The 17139-nt window shown below is 66.0% G+C and carries 23 protein-coding genes; 12 read left to right on the forward strand and 11 right to left on the reverse strand.

What is annotated here, in order from left to right; translation table 11 throughout:
- Window positions 1-6: 6 nt before the first annotated feature.
- Window positions 7-294, reverse strand: coding sequence for a NepR family anti-sigma factor (locus tag ACTZQ5_RS07855; RefSeq protein WP_443584618.1), 288 nt, complete (start codon window positions 292-294; stop codon window positions 7-9).
- Window positions 295-418: 124 nt separating this feature from the next.
- Here ACTZQ5_RS07855 and ACTZQ5_RS07860 point away from each other — a divergent pair, with 124 nt between their 5' ends.
- The 3 genes from ACTZQ5_RS07860 (at window position 419) to ACTZQ5_RS07870 (ending at window position 2159) form a co-directional block, all read left to right on the forward strand.
- Complete coding sequence (locus tag ACTZQ5_RS07860; RefSeq protein WP_443584619.1) at window positions 419-1228, forward strand: response regulator; 810 nt, start codon at window positions 419-421, stop codon at window positions 1226-1228.
- Window positions 1229-1279: 51 nt separating this feature from the next.
- Window positions 1280-1417: a hypothetical protein gene (locus tag ACTZQ5_RS07865; RefSeq protein WP_443584620.1), complete on the forward strand. Its 138-nt coding sequence runs from the start codon at window positions 1280-1282 to the stop codon at window positions 1415-1417.
- Between the two features lie 91 nt (window positions 1418-1508).
- Complete coding sequence (locus tag ACTZQ5_RS07870; RefSeq protein ID WP_443584621.1) at window positions 1509-2159, forward strand: sigma-70 family RNA polymerase sigma factor; 651 nt, start codon at window positions 1509-1511, stop codon at window positions 2157-2159.
- A gap of 15 nt (window positions 2160-2174) precedes the next feature.
- Here the strand turns inward: ACTZQ5_RS07870 and ACTZQ5_RS07875 are convergent, their stop codons facing one another.
- Entirely contained in the window at window positions 2175-2345 is a 171-nt protein-coding gene (locus ACTZQ5_RS07875) for a hypothetical protein (RefSeq protein ID WP_443584622.1), read from the reverse strand.
- Window positions 2346-2403: 58 nt separating this feature from the next.
- On the opposite strand from ACTZQ5_RS07875, the gene ACTZQ5_RS07880 reads away from it, so the two are divergent.
- Window positions 2404-5079, forward strand: a complete 2676-nt coding sequence (locus ACTZQ5_RS07880; RefSeq protein ID WP_443584623.1) for a bifunctional [glutamine synthetase] adenylyltransferase/[glutamine synthetase]-adenylyl-L-tyrosine phosphorylase — start codon at window positions 2404-2406, stop codon at window positions 5077-5079.
- Window positions 5072-5527 (forward strand): peroxiredoxin, encoded by a 456-nt coding sequence (locus ACTZQ5_RS07885; protein ID WP_443584624.1) that lies wholly within the window; start codon window positions 5072-5074, stop codon window positions 5525-5527. Before ACTZQ5_RS07880 ends, ACTZQ5_RS07885 begins: the two co-directional genes overlap by 8 nt.
- A 12-nt stretch (window positions 5528-5539) precedes the next feature.
- Here ACTZQ5_RS07885 and ACTZQ5_RS07890 read toward each other — a convergent pair whose 3' ends face one another.
- Window positions 5540-6028 carry a hypothetical protein gene (locus ACTZQ5_RS07890; RefSeq protein WP_443584625.1) on the reverse strand — a complete coding sequence of 163 codons (489 nt, stop codon included), beginning with the start codon at window positions 6026-6028 and terminating at the stop codon, window positions 5540-5542.
- A 105-nt stretch (window positions 6029-6133) separates the two neighbouring features.
- Between ACTZQ5_RS07890 and ACTZQ5_RS07895 the strand changes: the two genes are divergently transcribed.
- The 5 genes from ACTZQ5_RS07895 to ACTZQ5_RS07915 all read left to right on the forward strand — a co-directional run bounded on the left by ACTZQ5_RS07895 (window position 6134) and on the right by ACTZQ5_RS07915 (window position 9807).
- Window positions 6134-7402 carry a multidrug effflux MFS transporter gene (locus tag ACTZQ5_RS07895; RefSeq protein ID WP_443584626.1) on the forward strand — a complete coding sequence of 423 codons (1269 nt, stop codon included), beginning with the start codon at window positions 6134-6136 and terminating at the stop codon, window positions 7400-7402.
- A gap of 63 nt (window positions 7403-7465) precedes the next feature.
- A complete protein-coding gene (locus ACTZQ5_RS07900; RefSeq protein ID WP_443584627.1) occupies window positions 7466-7819 on the forward strand; it encodes a DNA primase in 354 nt (117 codons plus the stop codon).
- A 96-nt stretch (window positions 7820-7915) separates the two neighbouring features.
- Window positions 7916-8530, forward strand: a complete 615-nt coding sequence (locus ACTZQ5_RS07905) for a hypothetical protein (protein WP_443584628.1) — start codon at window positions 7916-7918, stop codon at window positions 8528-8530.
- 190 nt (window positions 8531-8720) lie between these two features.
- Entirely contained in the window at window positions 8721-9368 is a 648-nt protein-coding gene (locus tag ACTZQ5_RS07910; protein ID WP_443584629.1) for an opacity protein, read from the forward strand.
- Window positions 9369-9471: 103 nt separating this feature from the next.
- Window positions 9472-9807, forward strand: coding sequence for an HNH endonuclease family protein (locus ACTZQ5_RS07915; protein WP_443584630.1), 336 nt, complete (start codon window positions 9472-9474; stop codon window positions 9805-9807).
- Between the two features lie 66 nt (window positions 9808-9873).
- On the opposite strand, the gene ACTZQ5_RS07920 is transcribed toward ACTZQ5_RS07915, so the two are convergent.
- A complete protein-coding gene (locus ACTZQ5_RS07920; protein ID WP_443584631.1) occupies window positions 9874-10518 on the reverse strand; it encodes a hypothetical protein in 645 nt (214 codons plus the stop codon).
- Window positions 10519-10728: 210 nt separating this feature from the next.
- Window positions 10729-10917 (reverse strand): hypothetical protein, encoded by a 189-nt coding sequence (locus ACTZQ5_RS07925; protein ID WP_443584632.1) that lies wholly within the window; start codon window positions 10915-10917, stop codon window positions 10729-10731.
- A 117-nt stretch (window positions 10918-11034) separates the two neighbouring features.
- On the opposite strand from ACTZQ5_RS07925, the gene ACTZQ5_RS07930 reads away from it, so the two are divergent.
- A complete protein-coding gene (locus ACTZQ5_RS07930; protein ID WP_443584633.1) occupies window positions 11035-11460 on the forward strand; it encodes an ExbD/TolR family protein in 426 nt (141 codons plus the stop codon).
- A gap of 7 nt (window positions 11461-11467) precedes the next feature.
- Here ACTZQ5_RS07930 and ACTZQ5_RS07935 read toward each other — a convergent pair whose 3' ends face one another.
- Genes ACTZQ5_RS07935 through ACTZQ5_RS07950 form a run of 4 tightly spaced genes read right to left on the reverse strand, consistent with a single transcriptional unit; the run spans window position 11468 to window position 14148 of the window.
- Entirely contained in the window at window positions 11468-12565 is a 1098-nt protein-coding gene (locus ACTZQ5_RS07935) for an ATP-binding protein (RefSeq protein ID WP_443584634.1), read from the reverse strand.
- Between the two features lie 6 nt (window positions 12566-12571).
- A complete protein-coding gene (locus ACTZQ5_RS07940; protein WP_443584635.1) occupies window positions 12572-12847 on the reverse strand; it encodes an AlbA family DNA-binding domain-containing protein in 276 nt (91 codons plus the stop codon).
- A gap of 5 nt (window positions 12848-12852) precedes the next feature.
- Window positions 12853-13914 (reverse strand): ribonucleotide-diphosphate reductase subunit beta, encoded by a 1062-nt coding sequence (locus ACTZQ5_RS07945; RefSeq protein ID WP_443584636.1) that lies wholly within the window; start codon window positions 13912-13914, stop codon window positions 12853-12855.
- Between the two features lie 33 nt (window positions 13915-13947).
- Complete coding sequence (locus ACTZQ5_RS07950; protein WP_443584637.1) at window positions 13948-14148, reverse strand: hypothetical protein; 201 nt, start codon at window positions 14146-14148, stop codon at window positions 13948-13950.
- Between the two features lie 80 nt (window positions 14149-14228).
- Between ACTZQ5_RS07950 and ACTZQ5_RS07955 the strand changes: the two genes are divergently transcribed.
- Window positions 14229-14480: a DUF2171 domain-containing protein gene (locus ACTZQ5_RS07955; RefSeq protein WP_443584638.1), complete on the forward strand. Its 252-nt coding sequence runs from the start codon at window positions 14229-14231 to the stop codon at window positions 14478-14480.
- Between the two features lie 77 nt (window positions 14481-14557).
- Here ACTZQ5_RS07955 and ACTZQ5_RS07960 read toward each other — a convergent pair whose 3' ends face one another.
- Both ACTZQ5_RS07960 and ACTZQ5_RS07965 read right to left on the reverse strand, forming a co-directional pair.
- On the reverse strand, window positions 14558-14950 hold the full coding sequence (locus tag ACTZQ5_RS07960) for an endonuclease domain-containing protein (protein ID WP_443584639.1): 393 nt from the start codon (window positions 14948-14950) through the stop codon (window positions 14558-14560).
- 155 nt (window positions 14951-15105) lie between these two features.
- Window positions 15106-17016 carry a ribonucleoside-diphosphate reductase subunit alpha gene (locus ACTZQ5_RS07965; RefSeq protein ID WP_443584640.1) on the reverse strand — a complete coding sequence of 637 codons (1911 nt, stop codon included), beginning with the start codon at window positions 17014-17016 and terminating at the stop codon, window positions 15106-15108.
- Window positions 17017-17139 lie beyond the last annotated feature (123 nt).

The raw sequence follows: 17139 nt of genomic DNA on the forward strand, positions 1-17139 counted from the left end.
CCCCTGCTATGCGAGCTTGTTCAGGAGGTCGAGCATTTCGTCGGGAACGTGTTCATCCACCGTCCGCTGATAGGCCGATCGCAGGGCCGCGCCCATGTCGCGATCCTTGCTTTGAACCTTGGCGGGAGATTTCTTGGAAGACGTTTTCCGGTCCTTATCGCTGGGCAATTCCAACAGTCCCCCTGGTGGCCCGGCGAGTCCAGGCATTCGACGCAACACAAACGGGGCCGCCTTCGAGGAGCGGTTAACCCGTTCAATGGCCGATGAAACCAAAATCGCGTTCGTTGGTTCCATCGGCTGTGCGAAAATTCCGCAGGTCCGTGGGGGCGGGTGGGTTCTTCGACAAACACGTTGCAAAGCCGCGGTCGCCCGCACAGATCAGGCGCCCGCTCAGTATCTCAGGGAGTGATCACCACCCATGTCGCTTGGACAGCAACTCGCACCGCACCTTCCCTTCCTGCGGCGCTACGGCCGGGCCCTGACCGGCAGTCAGCATCAGGGCGACAAATACGTCCGCGCGACGCTGGAGGCGATCGTCGCTGCACCCGACCAGTTCCCGCGCGACGTCGATCCGCGCCTGGGCCTGTACCGCATGTTCCAGGGCATCTGGGCATCGGCCAATGCCGATGGAGAAGAGCAGACCTCGCAGAGCGATGCCGAGGGTACCGAGGCCGTGGCGCGCGCGCGCCTCGCCCGCATGACGCCGCTGTCGCGGCAGGCGCTGCTGCTGACCGCGATGGAAGGGTTCACGCCCGAGGACGCGGCCTATCTGATCGAGGTCGACACCAGCGAGGTCGAGACGCTGGTCGCCGAGGCGCTGGCCGAGATCGAGAAGCAGACCCGCGCCCGCGTGCTCATCATCGAGGACGAGCCGATCATCGCGATGGACATCGAGACGATCGTGCGCGACCTGGGCCACGAGGTGACCGGCGTCGCGGTGACGCGCGACGAGGCGGTCGCGCTCGCCATGGAGGATCGCCCGGGCCTGGTGCTCGCCGACATCCAGCTGGCAGACGACAGTTCGGGCATCGACGCGGTGAAGGACATCCTCGCCGAATTCGAAGTGCCGGTGATCTTCATCACCGCCTTCCCCGAGCGGCTGCTCACCGGCGAACGCCCCGAACCGACCTTCCTCATCACCAAGCCGTTCCAGCGCTCCACGGTGAAGGCGGCGATCAGCCAGGCGCTGTTCTTCGACGAAGCGACCATTCCGACCGCCGTCGTCTGACGGCCCAAGAAAGTTACGGACCCAAAACGGACTTCGGGGGTTTTCACGATCATGGCTGATCCGAACGAACCAGTGCATGTGACCACCACCGAAGCCCGTGCCGGGGCGACGCCGGGCGTGACCCGCTACGTCCTCGGCATCTCGCTCGTGCTGATCATCGTGATCTTCGCTTTCCTCATCCTGCGTTAAAGCGGTTACCCCGCTTCACTGGCAATTGCCGGCGCGGACACCTATGTTGCGGCAAAGGCGGCACGTTGTCCCCGGCTTCGAACGGATTTGCATGACCCAGCCCGCTACGCGCGACGATTACGAAGACGACGACACGCCGGTGGAGCCCGTCGAACACGTTGCGCTGTCCGACCCCGAGTTCAAGAAGCAGCTGGCGCAGGTGATCCCGCACCTGCGCGCGTTCGGCCGCTCGCTGTCGGGCAGCCGCGACCTTGCCGACGATCTGGTGCAGGAAACGTTGCTCAAGGCCTGGGCGGCGCGTCAGCGCTTCCAGGCCGGTACGAACATGCGGGCATGGACCTTCATCATCCTGCGCAACCTGTACCTGTCGCAGATGCGCCGTGCGCGCTTTAAGGGCGAGTGGGACGATCTGGTCGCCGACCGGATCCTCGCCGCGCCGGCCAGTCAGGACCGGCACGTCGAGCTGGGGGACATGCAGCGGGCGCTGTTGCACCTGCCGCAGCCGCAACGCGAGGCGCTGATCCTCGTCGGTGCAGGCGGCTTCGCGTATGAGGAAGCGGCCGAGATTTGCCAGGTGGCGGTCGGCACGATCAAGAGCCGCGTGGCGCGCGGACGCGTGGCGCTCGAGAACATCCTCAGCGAAGGCGCATTGCCGTCGCGCCGCGAGCATGAGACGGACGTCAACAAGACCGCGCTCGACACGATCATGGGTGAGGTCGACGAACTCAGCCGCGGCCACTGAGGCCGCGGTCCTTCATCAATGGGTGACGCGGTCGAGACGATGGAGCAAAGCGACCCAATCGTCGGGCATCCGGGTGTCGCCGAACACACCGCGCAACACATGGCCGAGTGCATCGGTCGCACGCGGCGTGCGGACCAGATAATCACCCGTATGTGTCTTGGTGGCCATATGCGGATCGGTGTTCATGCGCTTCCAACGACCATCCCGCTAAATCGTTGCGCCGGTTCGATCGGTAGTCAAAGCCGTGTCGGCTGAGGGCGTCGATCCGGTTGCCGCGCTGGAGCGGGCGCGGGCGAACGCGCCGTTCCTTGCCCTGTTGCTCGATCGTGAGCCGGAACTTGCCGAGCGGCTTGCGGCCGGCGTGTTCGATCCGGCGTGGTCGAGTGCGACGGCCGACATGCCGACCGCCCGGCGGCTGCGCCTCGATCGCCGTGCGCTCGCGCTGACGACGGCGATCGGTGACCTGGCGGGGGCGATGGACCTGACAGCCGTCACCCATGCGCTGAGCGACTTCGCCGATCGGGCGCTCGACTGCGCCATCCGTGCCGCGATCGAGGAGCGGACGCCGGGCGCCGAACCGCGCGGCTTTGTCGCCATCGCGCTCGGTAAGCAGGGAAGCCGCGAACTCAACTATTCCTCCGACATCGATCCCATCCTGCTGTTCGACCCGCACACGCTGCCCCGTCGCGCGCGCGAGGAGCCCGAAGAGGCCGCGGTGCGGATCGCCAAAAGGGTGGTCGAGCTGCTGCAGGCGCGCGACGGCGATGGCTATGTGCTGCGCGTCGACCTGCGGCTGCGGCCATCGCCGGAGGCGACGCCGATCGCGCTGCCGGTCGAGGGCGCCATCGCCTATTACGAAAGCCGGGCACTGACGTGGGAGCGGGCGGCGTTCATTCGCGCGCGCGCCGCCGCCGGTGACCTCGCGCTGGGTCGGTATTTCCTGGATGCGATCCGGCCGTTCGTGTGGCGGCGGGGGCTTGATTTCGGCGCGATCGGCGAGATCCGCGATCTGTCGCGCCGCATCCGCGATCATTATGCCTGCGGCCAGGCCTTGGGCGCGGGCTATGACCTGAAGCGCGGGCGTGGCGGCATTCGCGAAGCGGAGTTCTTCGCGCAGATCCATCAGCTGATCCATGGCGGGCGCGATCCCGCGCTGCGGGCGCCGGCGACTCGGGACGCACTGGCGCGGCTGGCGGCGGCAGGGTGGATCGGGGAGGATGAGGCCACGGCGCTGACCCGGTCGTACACGCTGCTGCGGACGATCGAACATCGCGTGCAGATGATCGACGATCGCCAGACGCACACCCTGCCGGCGGGCGACGCGCTCGACCGGGTGGCGCGGCTGCACGGGCTGGCGGGGGGCGACGCGCTGATCGCGCTGCTGCGCGGGCCGGTGGAGCGTGCCGGCCGCATCTACGACGCGCTCGACGAGGGCCGGCCGGCGGGGTTCCCGCACGAGGAACAGGCGCTTGCCGCGCGGTTGGCGGAGAGCGGCTTCGGCGATGGCGTCGCGGCGGCGGCGCGGGTCGCGGGCTGGCGGGCGGGGCGCTATCCGGCGCTGCGCAGCCCGGCGGCGCGCGAGGCGCTGGAGGCGGTGCTGCCGGTGCTGATGCCCGCGCTGGCCGGGGCGCCCGATCCCGCGGCGGCGCTGGTGCGGCTCGACGTGCTGCTGGAGCGGCTGTCGAGCGCGATCAACATCCTGCGGCTGCTGGAGGCGCGGCCGGGGCTTGCGGCGTTGCTGGCGACGATCCTCAGCCATGCGGCGCCGCTTGCCGATGCGCTCGCGACCCGGCCCGAGTTGATCGACTGGCTGATCGATGCGAGCGCGTTCGAGCCGCTGGGCAGCGTCGATGCCATCGCCGCGGAGATGCGGACGGGCGAGGGGCGCGATTATCAGGCGACGCTGGATCATGTCCGCCGTCTGGTCGGCGAGAAACGGTTCGCGCTGGGATCGCAGGTGGTGGCGGGCGCCGCCGACCCGCTGGACGCGGCGGCGGGCTATGCGCGGCTGGCGGAGGCGGCGATCGCGGTGCTGGCGGGCGAGACGGTGGCGGAGTTCGCGCGCGCGCATGGTCAGGTGCCGGGCGGCGAGCTGGTCATCCTGGCGTTCGGGCGGCTGGGCGGCGGGGCGCTGACCCATGCGAGCGACCTCGACCTCGTCTACCTGTTCACCGGCGATTTCCACGCCGAGTCGGACGGGCCGAAGCCGTTGGGCGCGACGCTCTATTACAACCGGCTGGCGCAGCGGATCACGGCGGCGCTGTCGGTGCCGACCGCGGCAGGGCCGCTCTATCCGGTCGATACGCGGCTGCGGCCGTCGGGGACGCAGGGGCCTCTGGTGGTGTCGGTCGAATCCTTCGCGCGCTACCAGCGTGAGGAGGCGTGGACGTGGGAGCATATGGCGCTCACCCGGGCGCGGCCGGTGTTCGGGTCGGCGGCGGCACGCGACGCGGTGGCGGCGGTGATCGCCGAGGTGCTGGGCGGCGCGCGGCCGGAGCGCGACCTCGCCACCGAAGCCAAGGCGATGCGGGCCGAGATGGCGCGGCACAAACCGGCGACCGGGCCGCTCGATGCCAAGCTGCTGCCGGGTGGGCTGGTCGACCTGGAATTCACCGTGCATCTGGCGCAGCTCTGCCATCGCACCGGCTTCGATCCGCGGCTCGCCCATGCGATCCATGCGCTGGCGGGCGAGGGGCTGTTGCCGGAGGCGCTGGCTCCGGCGCACGATCTGTTGACGCGGTTGCTGGTGACGCTGCGCCTCGTCGCGCCCGATGCCGCGGAGCCGCCGGCGGCGACACGCGATCTTATCGCACGCGCGCTGCGGCTGGATGATTGGGAGGCCGTGCTCGCCGCCCTTGCCGCGACGCGGCGGGACGTCGAGGCGGCGTGGACCGCGATGACAGGAGAGACGGATGGATGACGGCGCGACGATACCGGCAGTGACGGTGACGACTCCGGACGGTGTGGCCATCCGGCTGACCGACCTGCCGCTGCCCGCGGTGATCTATTTCTACCCCAAGGACGATACCACCGGTTGCACCCGCGAGGCGCAGGACTTCTCAGCCCTGTCCGAGGCCTTCGCCGCGGCGGGCGCCAGCCTGATGGGGATCAGCAAGGATCCGCCCGCCGCGCACGGCAAGTTCATCGCCAAGCATGCCCTTACCGTCAGCCTGGCGAGCGACGAGGACGGCAGCGCCTGCGACGCCTTTGGCGTGTGGGGCGAAAAGCAGATGTACGGGCGCACCTATATGGGCATCGAGCGCGCCACCTTCCTGTTCGGCGCGGACGGCCGACTGGCGAAGGCGTGGCGCAAGGTGAAGGTGCCGGGCCATGCCGCCGCCGTGCTGGAGGCGGTGCACGCGTTGTGAGGGCCGGGCGGTTCAGCCGCCCAGCACGATCGTGCCCCTGGCCCGCGTGGCGCCATCGCCGGTGAGGTCGAGACGGAAGGGCTTGTTTTCTTCGGTGGTGCCGGTGAGGCCGGCGCCGTCCTGCTTCAGCGTGAAGCCGGCCTTGCCGAGCCGTTCGCCGAACCAGCCGCGGACCTGATCCGGCGTTGCCGGGCTGGTGAAGCGGATGCGCACGCCCGAGTCCTTCTCGCCTGCGCCGACGTCCACCGCATCAATGGTCGAGCCGGGGTAGAGGCGGACGCCATTGAGATCGAAGTTGGTCGCGTCGAGCTGAACCCGGGGCAGCTTGATCTGGCCCGAGAAGCCGGGGACGTCGATCTTCACCTCGCCCGAGCGCGCATCGATCGAGCCGAGCGTGTTGCCGCCATCGGCGTTGATCGTCACCGAGGTGCCCTGGCCCGGGCGGTCGCAGGCGGCGAGCGGCAGGGCGAGCGCGGCGGCGCAGGCGAGCAGGCGGGTCATGGCGATCCTCCGTGTGTGTTATGTCACCATACCGCGTAAGGGAGCGGCCATCATGGTTCAAGCGGGGTTTCGGTCCGCCGTTCCAACGGTTAGGGGAGGCGCATCGTGACCCGTTCATCCCTCTCCCCGGCGCCGGTCGATCCCGGCACGCCTCCCGTCGCCGTTGCCGAGCCGGCCGGCGCGCCGATCGGCTTCGTCGAGTTCGTCGCCTTGGTGGCGGCGCTGATGTCGCTGGCGGCGCTCGGCATCGATTCGATGCTGCCCGCGCTGCCGGCGATGGGCCGGGCGCTGGGCGTCGGCACCGAGAACGAGCGGCAGTTCATCATCACCGCCTTCGTCCTCGGCTTCGGCATCGCGCAGCTCGCGCATGGCCCGCTCGCTGACCGCTTCGGACGGCGCACCGTGCTGCTGTGGGCGATCGGCGGCTATGCGGTCGCCAACGTCGCCTGCGCGGTGTCGGCGAGCTTCACCCTGTTGCTGGCCGCGCGGGTGTTCGGCGGTGCGATGGTCGCCGCGACCCGCGTCGCGACGGTGGCGATGGTGCGCGACTGCTATCACGGCCGGCCGATGGCGCGCGTCATGTCGATCGCGTTCATGGTGTTCATGATCGTGCCCGTCCTTGCGCCGGCCTTCGGCCAGACGGTGCTGTTGTTCGCCAACTGGCGCGGCATCTTCTGGGTGATCGGCGGCATCAGCCTGGGCATCTGGACATGGTTCTTCGTCCGCATGCCCGAAACGCTCCACCCCGAGGCGCAGCAGCCGCTCGCCGTCGGTCGCATCGTGTCGGGCTGGCGGCAGACGCTGTCGGACCGCTGGTCGCTGGGCTACACGCTCGCCTCGACCTCGCTGATGGGCGCGCTGTACGGCTATCTCAACTCGGTGCAGCAGATCATGTTCGACACGTTCGAGCGGCCGCGGCTGCTGGCGGTGATGTTCGCGCTCACCGCCATGCTGATGGCCGCGGCGAACCTGACCAACGCGCGGCTGGTGATGCGGCTCGGCACCCGGCTCATCAGCCATAGCGCGCTCAGCCTGCTGGTCGTGCTGAGCGCGATCCACCTCGCCATCGCGCTGGCGGGGTATGAGACGCTGGTCGGCTTCGTGGCGCTGCAGGCGCTGACCATGGGCTGCTTCGGCCTTGCCACCTCCAACTTCTCGTCGATGGCGATGGAGAATATGGGCGGCATCGCCGGCACCGCCTCCAGCGTGCAGGGCTTCACCAGCGTGACCTTCGGTGCGATGATCGGCGTCGTCATCGGCCAGGCGTTCGATGGGACGACTGCGCCGCTCGCGGGCGGCTTCCTGGTGTGCGGGATCGTCGCGCTGCTGGTGGTGATCGTCACCGAGCGCGGCCGCCTGTTCCGACCGGCCTGACGCGGTTCGCGGAACCCGCGCCGCCGTCCCGCCGTTCGCACCTCCACACTGAAGGAGGTTACCATGGGCGGACACCAGGTCATGAGCCACGGGTCGGGCGACGACGGCTACGACGAGGAAGGCTATGACGAAAGCCAGCGCGCCGAGATCCTGGAGGCGACGCGCAACGGCCCGAGCGACGGGCTGGTGCTGACCGACCTCGACCCCGATCTAGGCGACGAGGATGCCGAGGACGAGAATATCGACGACCTCGACATGGATTCCGAAGAGGTCGGCGAGACCGACGCCAGCGTCACCATGGACGAAGAGGACATGGACGAGGACGACGCGCAGGATGACTTCGACGACGGCACGAGCGACGACGCCGAGGATGATGCCGACGTCGACGATGCCGACGACGTGGCGCTGCGGCCCTGAGGAACGGTGCGCGGCGGGGCGGCGTTGGCGCTGCCCCCATTGCCGTCTCCATCCCCATCGCCGTTCGTTGAACGGCCGACGAGTATGCTGACCGTCATGCGTAAGTTCCTGCTACCCGGCGCGCTATGCGCTGCCGCGCTGGTCGGGTGTTCCGACCCCGACTCCTCCTCGCGCCAGAATGGTGTCGATGTCGCGGCGGCGGCATCGCGGGCGCAGACCGACATCGCCAATTATGCGGCGACGCCGGCGACGGCCCCTACGGCTAGAGCCACGGTCGCGACCCCGGCGGCGACCGTCACGCCGGCGCCGCTGCCCGACGATGCGCCGCCCGAGGCCGTCGTCGGCCGCTACGTCGCGGCGCTGTCCGCCGGGCGCTACGACGAGGCATGGAGCCTGTGGGACAGTGCCGGGGCACCGGCGGGCATGAACCGGGCGGCGCTGGCGGCGCGGTTCGACCGCTATGCCGGGTTCAAGGCGACGGTGGGCACGCCCTTCGACCCCGACGCGGGTGCGGGGCAGCGCTACATCACCGTGCCGGTCACGATCACCGGCACGGAGCGATCGGGCAAGCCGTTCCGGCTGACCGACAATCTGGTGCTCCACAAGGCGGCGGACGGGATCCCGAGCGACGATCCGCACGTGCATGCCTGGCGTATTCGCAACAGCGAGATGGCATCGCGCCCCAATGTCGCACCAACTGTGGCACGCTGAACCACGCAAAAGCCGCATTTCGTTCATCATCATGACAGGAAGTGTTGCGGCAAAGCCACAACTCGGCAGGTTCCGACCGAAAGTTCCGTCGCGCTGCAACAAAGCCGTAATTGGCCGGTTTGGAAGGGCCTGGGCAGGCCGGCGATCACATCGCCGCCGCCCGAGTTGAGGCAACACAAGGTAATCACATATGCGTAAGCTCGCCCTCGCGGCCGCCGTTGCGGCAGCGTCGTTCGCCGTCCCCGCGTTCGCGCAGGACATGTCGACCACCGGCACGACCGATGCGGCGGCTCCGGCCCCCGTCGACACCGCGCCGCAGGCTCCCGATGGCACCCGCGCGTTCGGCATCGAGCCGTACGTCGCCGTGATGGGCGGCTGGGAGCAGTTCGACCGCCAGGCCGTCGCCGGCATCCCCGCGCAGCCCAAGGGCTACAACCTGGACGGCGCGCTGATCGAGGGCATCGTCGGCTTCAACGTGCCGCTGGGTCCGGTGTTCGTCGGCGCCGAGGGTTCGGTCGCCAAGGGCGTGTCGGGTGACATCGACTGGCAGTATGGCGCCTACGGCCGCTTCGGCTTCCGCGCCGGCGACAGCGGCCTGTTCTACGGCAAGGTCGGCTATCGCTGGAACAACTTCGACAAGTTCGCTCCGGGCGTGGTCGGCAACCTGAACCGCGACTATCACGCGACCGTGTACGGCATCGGTACCGAAGTCGGCCCGAAGGACATCGGCCTGGGCGGCATCACCGGCAATTCGGGCCTGCGCCTGCGCCTCGAAGTGTCGACGTTCGACGACGCGCACAGCTTCCGTCCGATGGGCGGCGTGGTCGCGCACTTCTAAACCGTTCCCGTCAGGGGCAACAGCGGGAGGGTGGGTCTGCGCAGCGCAGGCCCGCCCTCTTGCCGTTGGGGCGCCGCACGCGCCTTCCTATATGGCCCTGACGATGACCGGACGGGTGAAGCGCAAGGCGGGGCTGGCAGAGGCCGCCGCACGGGCCGCGCGCGAGGCGCCGCCGCCGCCCTGCGCGATCTGCGGGCGGCCGCTCGGCGCCAAGGTGGAGTGGCACCACCTCGTCCCCAAGTCGGAGGGCGGCCGCGTGACCGCCGCCGTCCATCCGATCTGCCACCGTACCGTTCATGCGACCCTGCCCAATGCCGCGCTGGCGCGCGATTATGCCGACCCGGCGGTGCTGCGCACCCATCCCGACATTGCCCGCTTCCTCCGCTGGATCGCCGACAAGCCCGCCGATTTCCACGCGCCGGTGCGGCGGCGGCGCTGAGCGCGCCCGCTCGGCGGGTGGCGTCGGGCTCGGAAAGTCACAAAAGTCTCACCCACGCGCATGCCGTCACGGTGCCTGTTCGGACGGCGGCTGGTGGCGGTAATCGTCGATATCGAGCAGGTCCGCCTCGACATCGGTATCGGTGATCGCCGCCATCGCCGGCGCGAAGCCCTGGGCGCGAAGGGCGAGCCGATGCGCGCGCCCGCCGGCCGTGGCGCTCGGATCGAACAGCGCCGGGTTGAGGTGGCGCAGCAGGAACATCAGCATCCGATCGGACGGCGTCGCGGTTTCGGCGACGATCCGGCCTTCGCGCCAGATGACCTGCGGCGTGCCGCTGATCGCGCGTTCCATCGCGACGCTGAGCAGGCGGCCACTGGCCCGCATGATCGCCGCGTCCCACGCCCTGGCGAAGGCCGCGCCCTGCGGATGGTTGCGCAGCCGGTAGGCGGAGCGCGGCGTGATATCCGCCATCTCCGCCGCCTCGGTGACGCGGCCGGTGTTGGCGAGCGTGTTGAGGAAGATGCGCTGGCGCTCCGCGGTCCAGCCGTCGCGGCGCCGCCGCAGCTCGACCGTCAGGCGATCCTCGACGATCTCCCTCGGTGCCTTGGGGCGATGGCCGCCGTGTGGCGCGGTGCGCGCGGGCGGATCGACGTCCTCCGGCCCGGCAGGCGTAATGGGAATCGGGATGGTGCCGTCCATGAACGATGACATGCGCTGTGCTCCTGTTGTGAGGAACCGGCTCAGCTAGGCGCAAAAGCATGCGTAGGACAGGGGGGCCTCGGCGCGGTGCGGAAAGCCGTGGCGGATCAGCGACCTGGCACGAGGCCGGGGCGGAGGCGGTCCAACGGGCTGTCCGGGCGATCTGCAACGGTCGCCGTATGGTGCGCCGTGCGCCGCAACGCGTGGCGCCATGCGCGCGCGTCAGTCGTCGATCAGGTTGGCGATGGCGGCAAGGTCCGCGGCATTGGCCTCCGCGCCGCTCGCATCGGTGATCGCCGCGCCGTTGCCGGCGGGCGCCGAACCGGCGACGTCATAGGCGAACCACAGGATGCCGCCGGCCCAGAGCAGCGCCGCCCAGCGGCTGCGGAAGAGGCGCGGATTGGGGAGCATCGTTCCCCTATCGCAGCGGCGGATTGCCGGGCGGTTGCGGAGAACGGTTAAGCGCCGCCTCTTGACGGCAATGCGGAAGAGTGATGTTCTACCATCACATAGACGAGGAGACTCAGGATGCCACGCAAGCGTGCCTTCTCCACCCCGGCCGGCCCCGCCTTCGACGCGCCGCTGTCGGACCTCAACATCACGCCGCTGATCGACGTCATGCTGGTGCTGCTGGTGATGATGATCCTGACCCTGCCGACCGTGCTGCACAAGGTGGCCGTCGACCTGCCGCAGGGCAAGGCGCCGCCATCCGAGACGGTGGCGCACCCGCTGCTGCTGGCCCGCGACGGCACGGTGACGCTGGATGGCGCGGCGTTGAGCGATGCCGCCATGCCCGCGCGGTTCAAGGCGCTGGACGCCGACCCCAAGGCGCTGCTGGTGATGAAGGCCGACCCCGAGGCGCGTTACGAACGCTTCGACCAGGTGCTGGCGGAGGCGAAGCGCGCGGGGATCACGCGGCTGGGGTTCGCGGGGAATGAGGCGATGGTGGAGTGAGAGGATATCAGTTGTCCGGAAATGACGAGCCCTTACGATATCCCGTTTTGGCCTGAGACCGATCTGGTATACGTTCGATAATATTAGCCATCATCATTTTTCGAAAAATATTCTTTACCTTATTTTCTGATCCAATAAAAGTTATTGCGCGAGCTTTTGAGTTGTTGATCTCATCATTATCCCGGAGGAAGTTTATGATGGACTGTTCCGGTTCTGCTAGCTTCTCATGTTTCAGCACAACAAGCACGCCGTTTGTCACTTGACTTACGACTGGATCTTTAAGTTGCAAATCTCTCATTGCCTCAAATGCAGTATTAAGACCTTCTCCTACATCTTTATTGGGAGCATCTGGAAACTTATTCGTCAGTCGCACAATCTTTTGATTGCGAGCGAATCTTTCATCCAAAATATTGTCCACTGTCACGTGAGCGGGAAGCGGGCCGGGACTATAAATCTCAATCCGATTATCAAATATCCTAACGTGAACGTCATCATTGATGCTGTAGTCTCTGTGAATGATGGCATTTGTAATGATTTCGTGTATAGCGTTGCGCGGATATTGGACCGATTTGAGACCAGTGTCTTTCATAACCGGTATTCTTTCGACGATTTTGATGATTTCGTCGACAGTATCTTTGATAAGATTGACCACGCAACCTTCTATCGTGGAAGGTTGACCTTCAAGAGTCGCGCGACTGGGCTGATCTGAAGTCCGGTAGCGCGCAATCTTAACTGCTGCTTTCGGTAGTACAGACTGAGGTTCATCGGCAAACAGCACAAGGCCAGCAACGGTAGCATTGGAGTCACGAACAACCTTCTGCTTTTGCAGCCACATTTTGGGATCCGCTTTTGGGACGATCACTTCTGCAAATTGCAAAAACGCATCTGACGCCAAAAGTTCTTCCACTAGCATGTCAACCTTTGCATCTTCATGAGATAAGATGCCCTTATTGAGCTTCAGCCTTTCTTGCTTTTCATAAGTATCTTGCTTGAGGCTCTGTGCGCCTCGTCGTAGGTAAATGTCGCCTTGTGTATCTTTCCAAATGTACTGATTTTTAAAAATTTCACACGCCAGAACTAGTCCTGGATAATGATCGGTCTTCAAAAAGTGCTACGAGAAAACTTCGCCTTCAGGATAGTGGTCATGAAATACTTGAAGTAACGAGTTGGCCTCTTCCTCATTCGTAAAGCCGTCCCATATCGCAATTCCGTCTGCTGGGTCCTCGATGCCGATATACAAATCACCTCCTTCCGCATTTGCCAGTGCACTGATGGTGCGTGACAACTTGGATGGAAGTATCCTCTTTGATTTGAAATCAAAAAAGTGGCTTTCGCTCCGCTGTAAGATAGCAGCCGCCTCACTCGCGCTAACATTTACAGTGCGCATACTTGTTACTCCGCCGCAACCCCAGCCCGCGAGAACATATCCCCGCCGTCCAGCAGCCCCAGATCCTCGTTCGCCGGCTTGGCGCTCTTTGCCTTCTGGCGCTTGTCGAACGAGTCCCAGACGTCGTTCCACTGGCCCTTGGTCGCGGCCTTCGAATATTCGGTGGCGCGCTGTTCGAAGAAATTGGCGTGCTCGACGCCGTTCAGCATCGGCGCGAGCCAGGGCAGGGGGTGTTCGTCGATCATGTAGATCGGCTTCAGGCCCAATTGCCCCATCCGCCAATCGGCGATGTAGCGGATGTACTTCTTGATCTCCTTGGGCGTCATGCCGTTGACCGGCCCCATTTCGAAGGCGAGGTCGATGAAATTGTCCTCCAGCCGGATCGTCGTCTGGCAGACGTCGGCGATATCGTCCTTCACCGCCTTGGTGAGGCACTGGCGTTCCTTCACGAAGGTGTGGAACATCTTGATGATGCCCTCGCAGTGCAGGCTCTCGTCGCGGATCGACCAGGTGACGATCTGGCCCATGCCCTTCATCTTGTTGAAGCGCGGGAAGTTCATCAGCATCGCGAAGCTGGCGAACAGCTGCACGCCTTCGGTGAAGCCGCCGAACATGGCGAGCGTGCGGGCGATGTCCTCGTCGCTGTCGACGCCGAAGTTCTGCATGTAGTCATGCTTTTCCTTCATCTCGGCATATTCGAGGAAGGCGCCATATTCGCTTTCCGGCATGCCGATCGTGTCGAGCAGGTGGCTGTAGGCGGCGATGTGCACCGTCTCCATGTTGCTGAACGCGGTCAGCATCATCTTGATCTCGGTCGGCTTGAACACGCGGCCGTATTTCTCGTGGTAGCAATCCTGCACCTCGACGTCGGCCTGGGTGAAGAAGCGGAAGATCTGGGTCAGCAGGTTGCGCTCGTGATCGGTCAGCTTCTGCGCCCAGTCGCGGCAATCCTCGCCCAAGGGCACTTCCTCGGGCAGCCAGTGCAGCTGCTGCTGGCGCTTCCAGAATTCGAACGCCCAGGGGTATTCGAAGGGCTTGTACTGCTTGGAGGCGGCGAGAAGGGGCATGGGGTTACTCCGGGTAAACTTTGGGGAAGCGGATCAGGGTTGGACGGACCAGCGCCACATGGCGGTGGCCGAAAAGGCGAGAACGATGGCGGCGGCGAGGCTCATGATGCCGACCATGCGATAGACATAGACGCGCGCCGGCCCCTGGGGCGTGCGCAACTGGAGCAGCAGCCACGCGCCGGCAAGGCCGAACACCGCGGCGACGGCGAACATGATGATGCTTTCGAGCGGCATCAGTGCAGCCTCCCCGCAATCGATGCATCCAATTGGGGAGCGGCTCGTTTCACCGCCGAACCCATTTGAGGAGACGCACGATGCACGATCACAGCAACATCAAGGAGCATATGAAGGTCATCGGCGCCGACGGCGTCCATGTCGGCACCGTCGACCATGTCGATGGCGAGCGCATCAAGCTGACCAAGAACGATTCGCCGAGCACCGAGGACGGTCAGGGCGCCAAGCACCACTACCTGCCGGCCGGGCTGGTCGCCGAGATCGAGGGCGACACGGTGCGCCTGTCGGCCACCGCGCAGAACGCCGTCGACATGTTCGAAGAGGCGGAGTGAGGTTTCTGTCCCTCTCCCCACGTGGGAGAGGGAGAGGCCTGCAGCGGCAGGCCGCGGGAAGGCGAGGGGGCCGTCCATCATGGGCGGCCCTTTTGCTTGTGCGCGATAGCGGACGCGATCACGGTCACGACGCCGTCGGTGGTCTGCATGACATCGGCATTGGCGAAGCGGATCACGTCATAGCCTTCATCATGGAGGAATCGGGTGCGCGCCTCGTCCCGTTCCAGTCTGGTGTCGTGGTCGTCGCCATCGACCTCGACGATCAGGCGGTAGCCGTGCGAGCAGAAGTCGGCGTGGTAGGAACCTAGCGGAACCTGACGGCGGAATTTCGCCTCCGGCAGGGCCTCACGCAAGGCTCGCCACAGACGGCGTTCGGGTTCCCCGGCTTGCTGGCGTAGCTCTCGCGAGCGGGTGGCGACGGTGGCGGGGAGGCGCTGGCGCTTGGTCAGACCTTCGTCGTTTCCCCTCACCCTTCCCACGGCCTGCGGCCGCGGGCCCCTTCCCTCTCCCACAAGGGGAGAGGGAGATTCACCCAATCCCTCTCCCCTTGTGGGAGAGGGAGGGAGCGGCGCAGCCGCGGAAGGGTGAGGGGGAGTTGGCATGACTCCAGCGGCGACCCATCACCTCACTGGCACGCCAGGCATTCGTCGTAATCCGTCGTCTCGCCGATCTCGAACTTCGGCGCGGCGATGGTGTTGTCGGCCTCCACGCCGCCGCTGCCGGCGAAGCCGGCGCGCTGCACCGACTTGGAGCGCAGGTAATAGAGCGACTTGATGCCGAGCTCCCATGCGCGGAAGTGGAGCATCAGCAGGTCCCACTTCTCGACGTCCGCCGGGATGAACAGGTTCAGCGACTGCGCCTGGTCGATATAGGGCGTGCGATCGCCGGCGAGTTCGAGCAGCCAGCGCTGGTCGATCTCGAAGCTGGTCTTGTAGCAATCCTTTTCTTCGGTCGAGAGGAAGTCGAGATGCTGGACCGAACCGCCATGTTCGAGGATCGAACTCCACACCGCTTCGCTGTTCTTCGATTTCTCGACCAGCAGCTTTTCGAGATAGGGGTTCTTGACCGAGAAGCTGCCCGACAGCGTCTTGTGGGTGTAGATGTTCGCCGGGATCGGCTCGATGCATGCCGAGGTGCCGCCGCAGATGATGCTGATCGACGCGGTCGGCGCGATCGCCATCTTGCAGCTGAACCGCTCCATCACGCCGACGTCGGCGGCATCGGGGCAGGGGCCGCGCTCCACGGCGAGCTGCATCGAGGCTTCGTTCACCTGCGCATTGATGTGCTTGAAGATGCGCAGGTTCCACGACTTGGCCATTGCGCCTTCGAAGGGCAGGCCGCGCGCCTGGAGGAAGGAGTGGAAGCCCATGACGCCGAGGCCCACCGAACGTTCGCGTGCGGCGGAATAGGCGGCGCGCTCCATGCCCGGCTCGTGGCGGTCGATGTAATCCTGCAGCACGTTGTCGAGGAAGCGCATCACGTCCTCGATGAAGACCTTGTCGTCCTTCCACTGGTCCCACGTCTCGAGGTTGAGCGAGGACAGGCAGCAGACCGCGGTACGATCATTGCCAAGGTGGTCGCGGCCGGTCGGCAGCGTGATCTCGGAGCACAGGTTGGAGGTCGACACCTTGAGGCCGAGTTCGCGGTGATGCTTGGGCATCGTGCGATTCACGTGATCGGCGAAGACGATATAGGGCTCGCCGGTCTGCAGGCGGGTTTCGACGAGCTTCTGGAACAGCGAGCGCGCATCGACGGTGGCGCGGACGGTCTGGTCCTTGGGGCTGAGCAGGTTCCATTCCCTGCCGTCGCGCACCGCCTCCATGAAGGCATCGGTGAGCAGCACGCCATGGTGCAGGTTCAGCGCCTTGCGGTTGAAATCGCCCGAGGGTTTGCGGATCTCGAGGAATTCCTCGATTTCGGGGTGCGAGATGTCGAGGTAGCAGGCGGCCGAGCCGCGGCGCAGCGAGCCTTGCGAGATCGCGAGGGTGAGGCTGTCCATCACGCGGACGAAGGGAATGATGCCGCTGGTCTTGCCGTTGAGGCCCACAGGCTCGCCGATGCCGCGCACATTGCCCCAATAGGTGCCGATGCCGCCGCCGCGCGATGCGAGCCAGACGTTCTCGTTCCAGGTGTCGACGATGCCGTTGAGGCTGTCGGGCACCGAATTGAGATAGCAGCTGATCGGCAGGCCGCGCCCGGTGCCGCCGTTCGACAGCACCGGCGTCGCCGGCATGAACCACAGGCGCGAGATATAGTCGTACAGGCGCTGCGCATGGGCGGCATCGTCGGCATAGGCCGAGGCGACGCGGACGAAGAGGTCCTGATAGCTTTCGCCGGGCAGCAGGTAGCGATCGTTCAGCGTTTCCTTGCCGAAATCGGTGAGCAGCGCATCGCGGCTGTGATCCACCTCGACCGGATAGGGCCGGGGGTGGATCGCCTTGCTGCCGCTCGTGGCGGGTGCCTCGGCTGCGGCATCGGCGGCGGTCGCTTCGATCGTGTCGGTCATGGCCTCACCCTGCGTGTCCCTGAAATCCATCGAAACCGATCCTTTGTTCCCTAAGTGTTCGAATCGGCGGCGCATTTCCATGCTACCACCATGGCGGCCCGGCCGTGAGAACAAAATAAGCACATCGCGACGCCGCAGCGTGCCGTGCGACCC

It is taken from the genome of Sphingomonas cellulosilytica (assembly GCF_052321755.1).
Taxonomy (GTDB): domain Bacteria; phylum Pseudomonadota; class Alphaproteobacteria; order Sphingomonadales; family Sphingomonadaceae; genus Sphingomonas.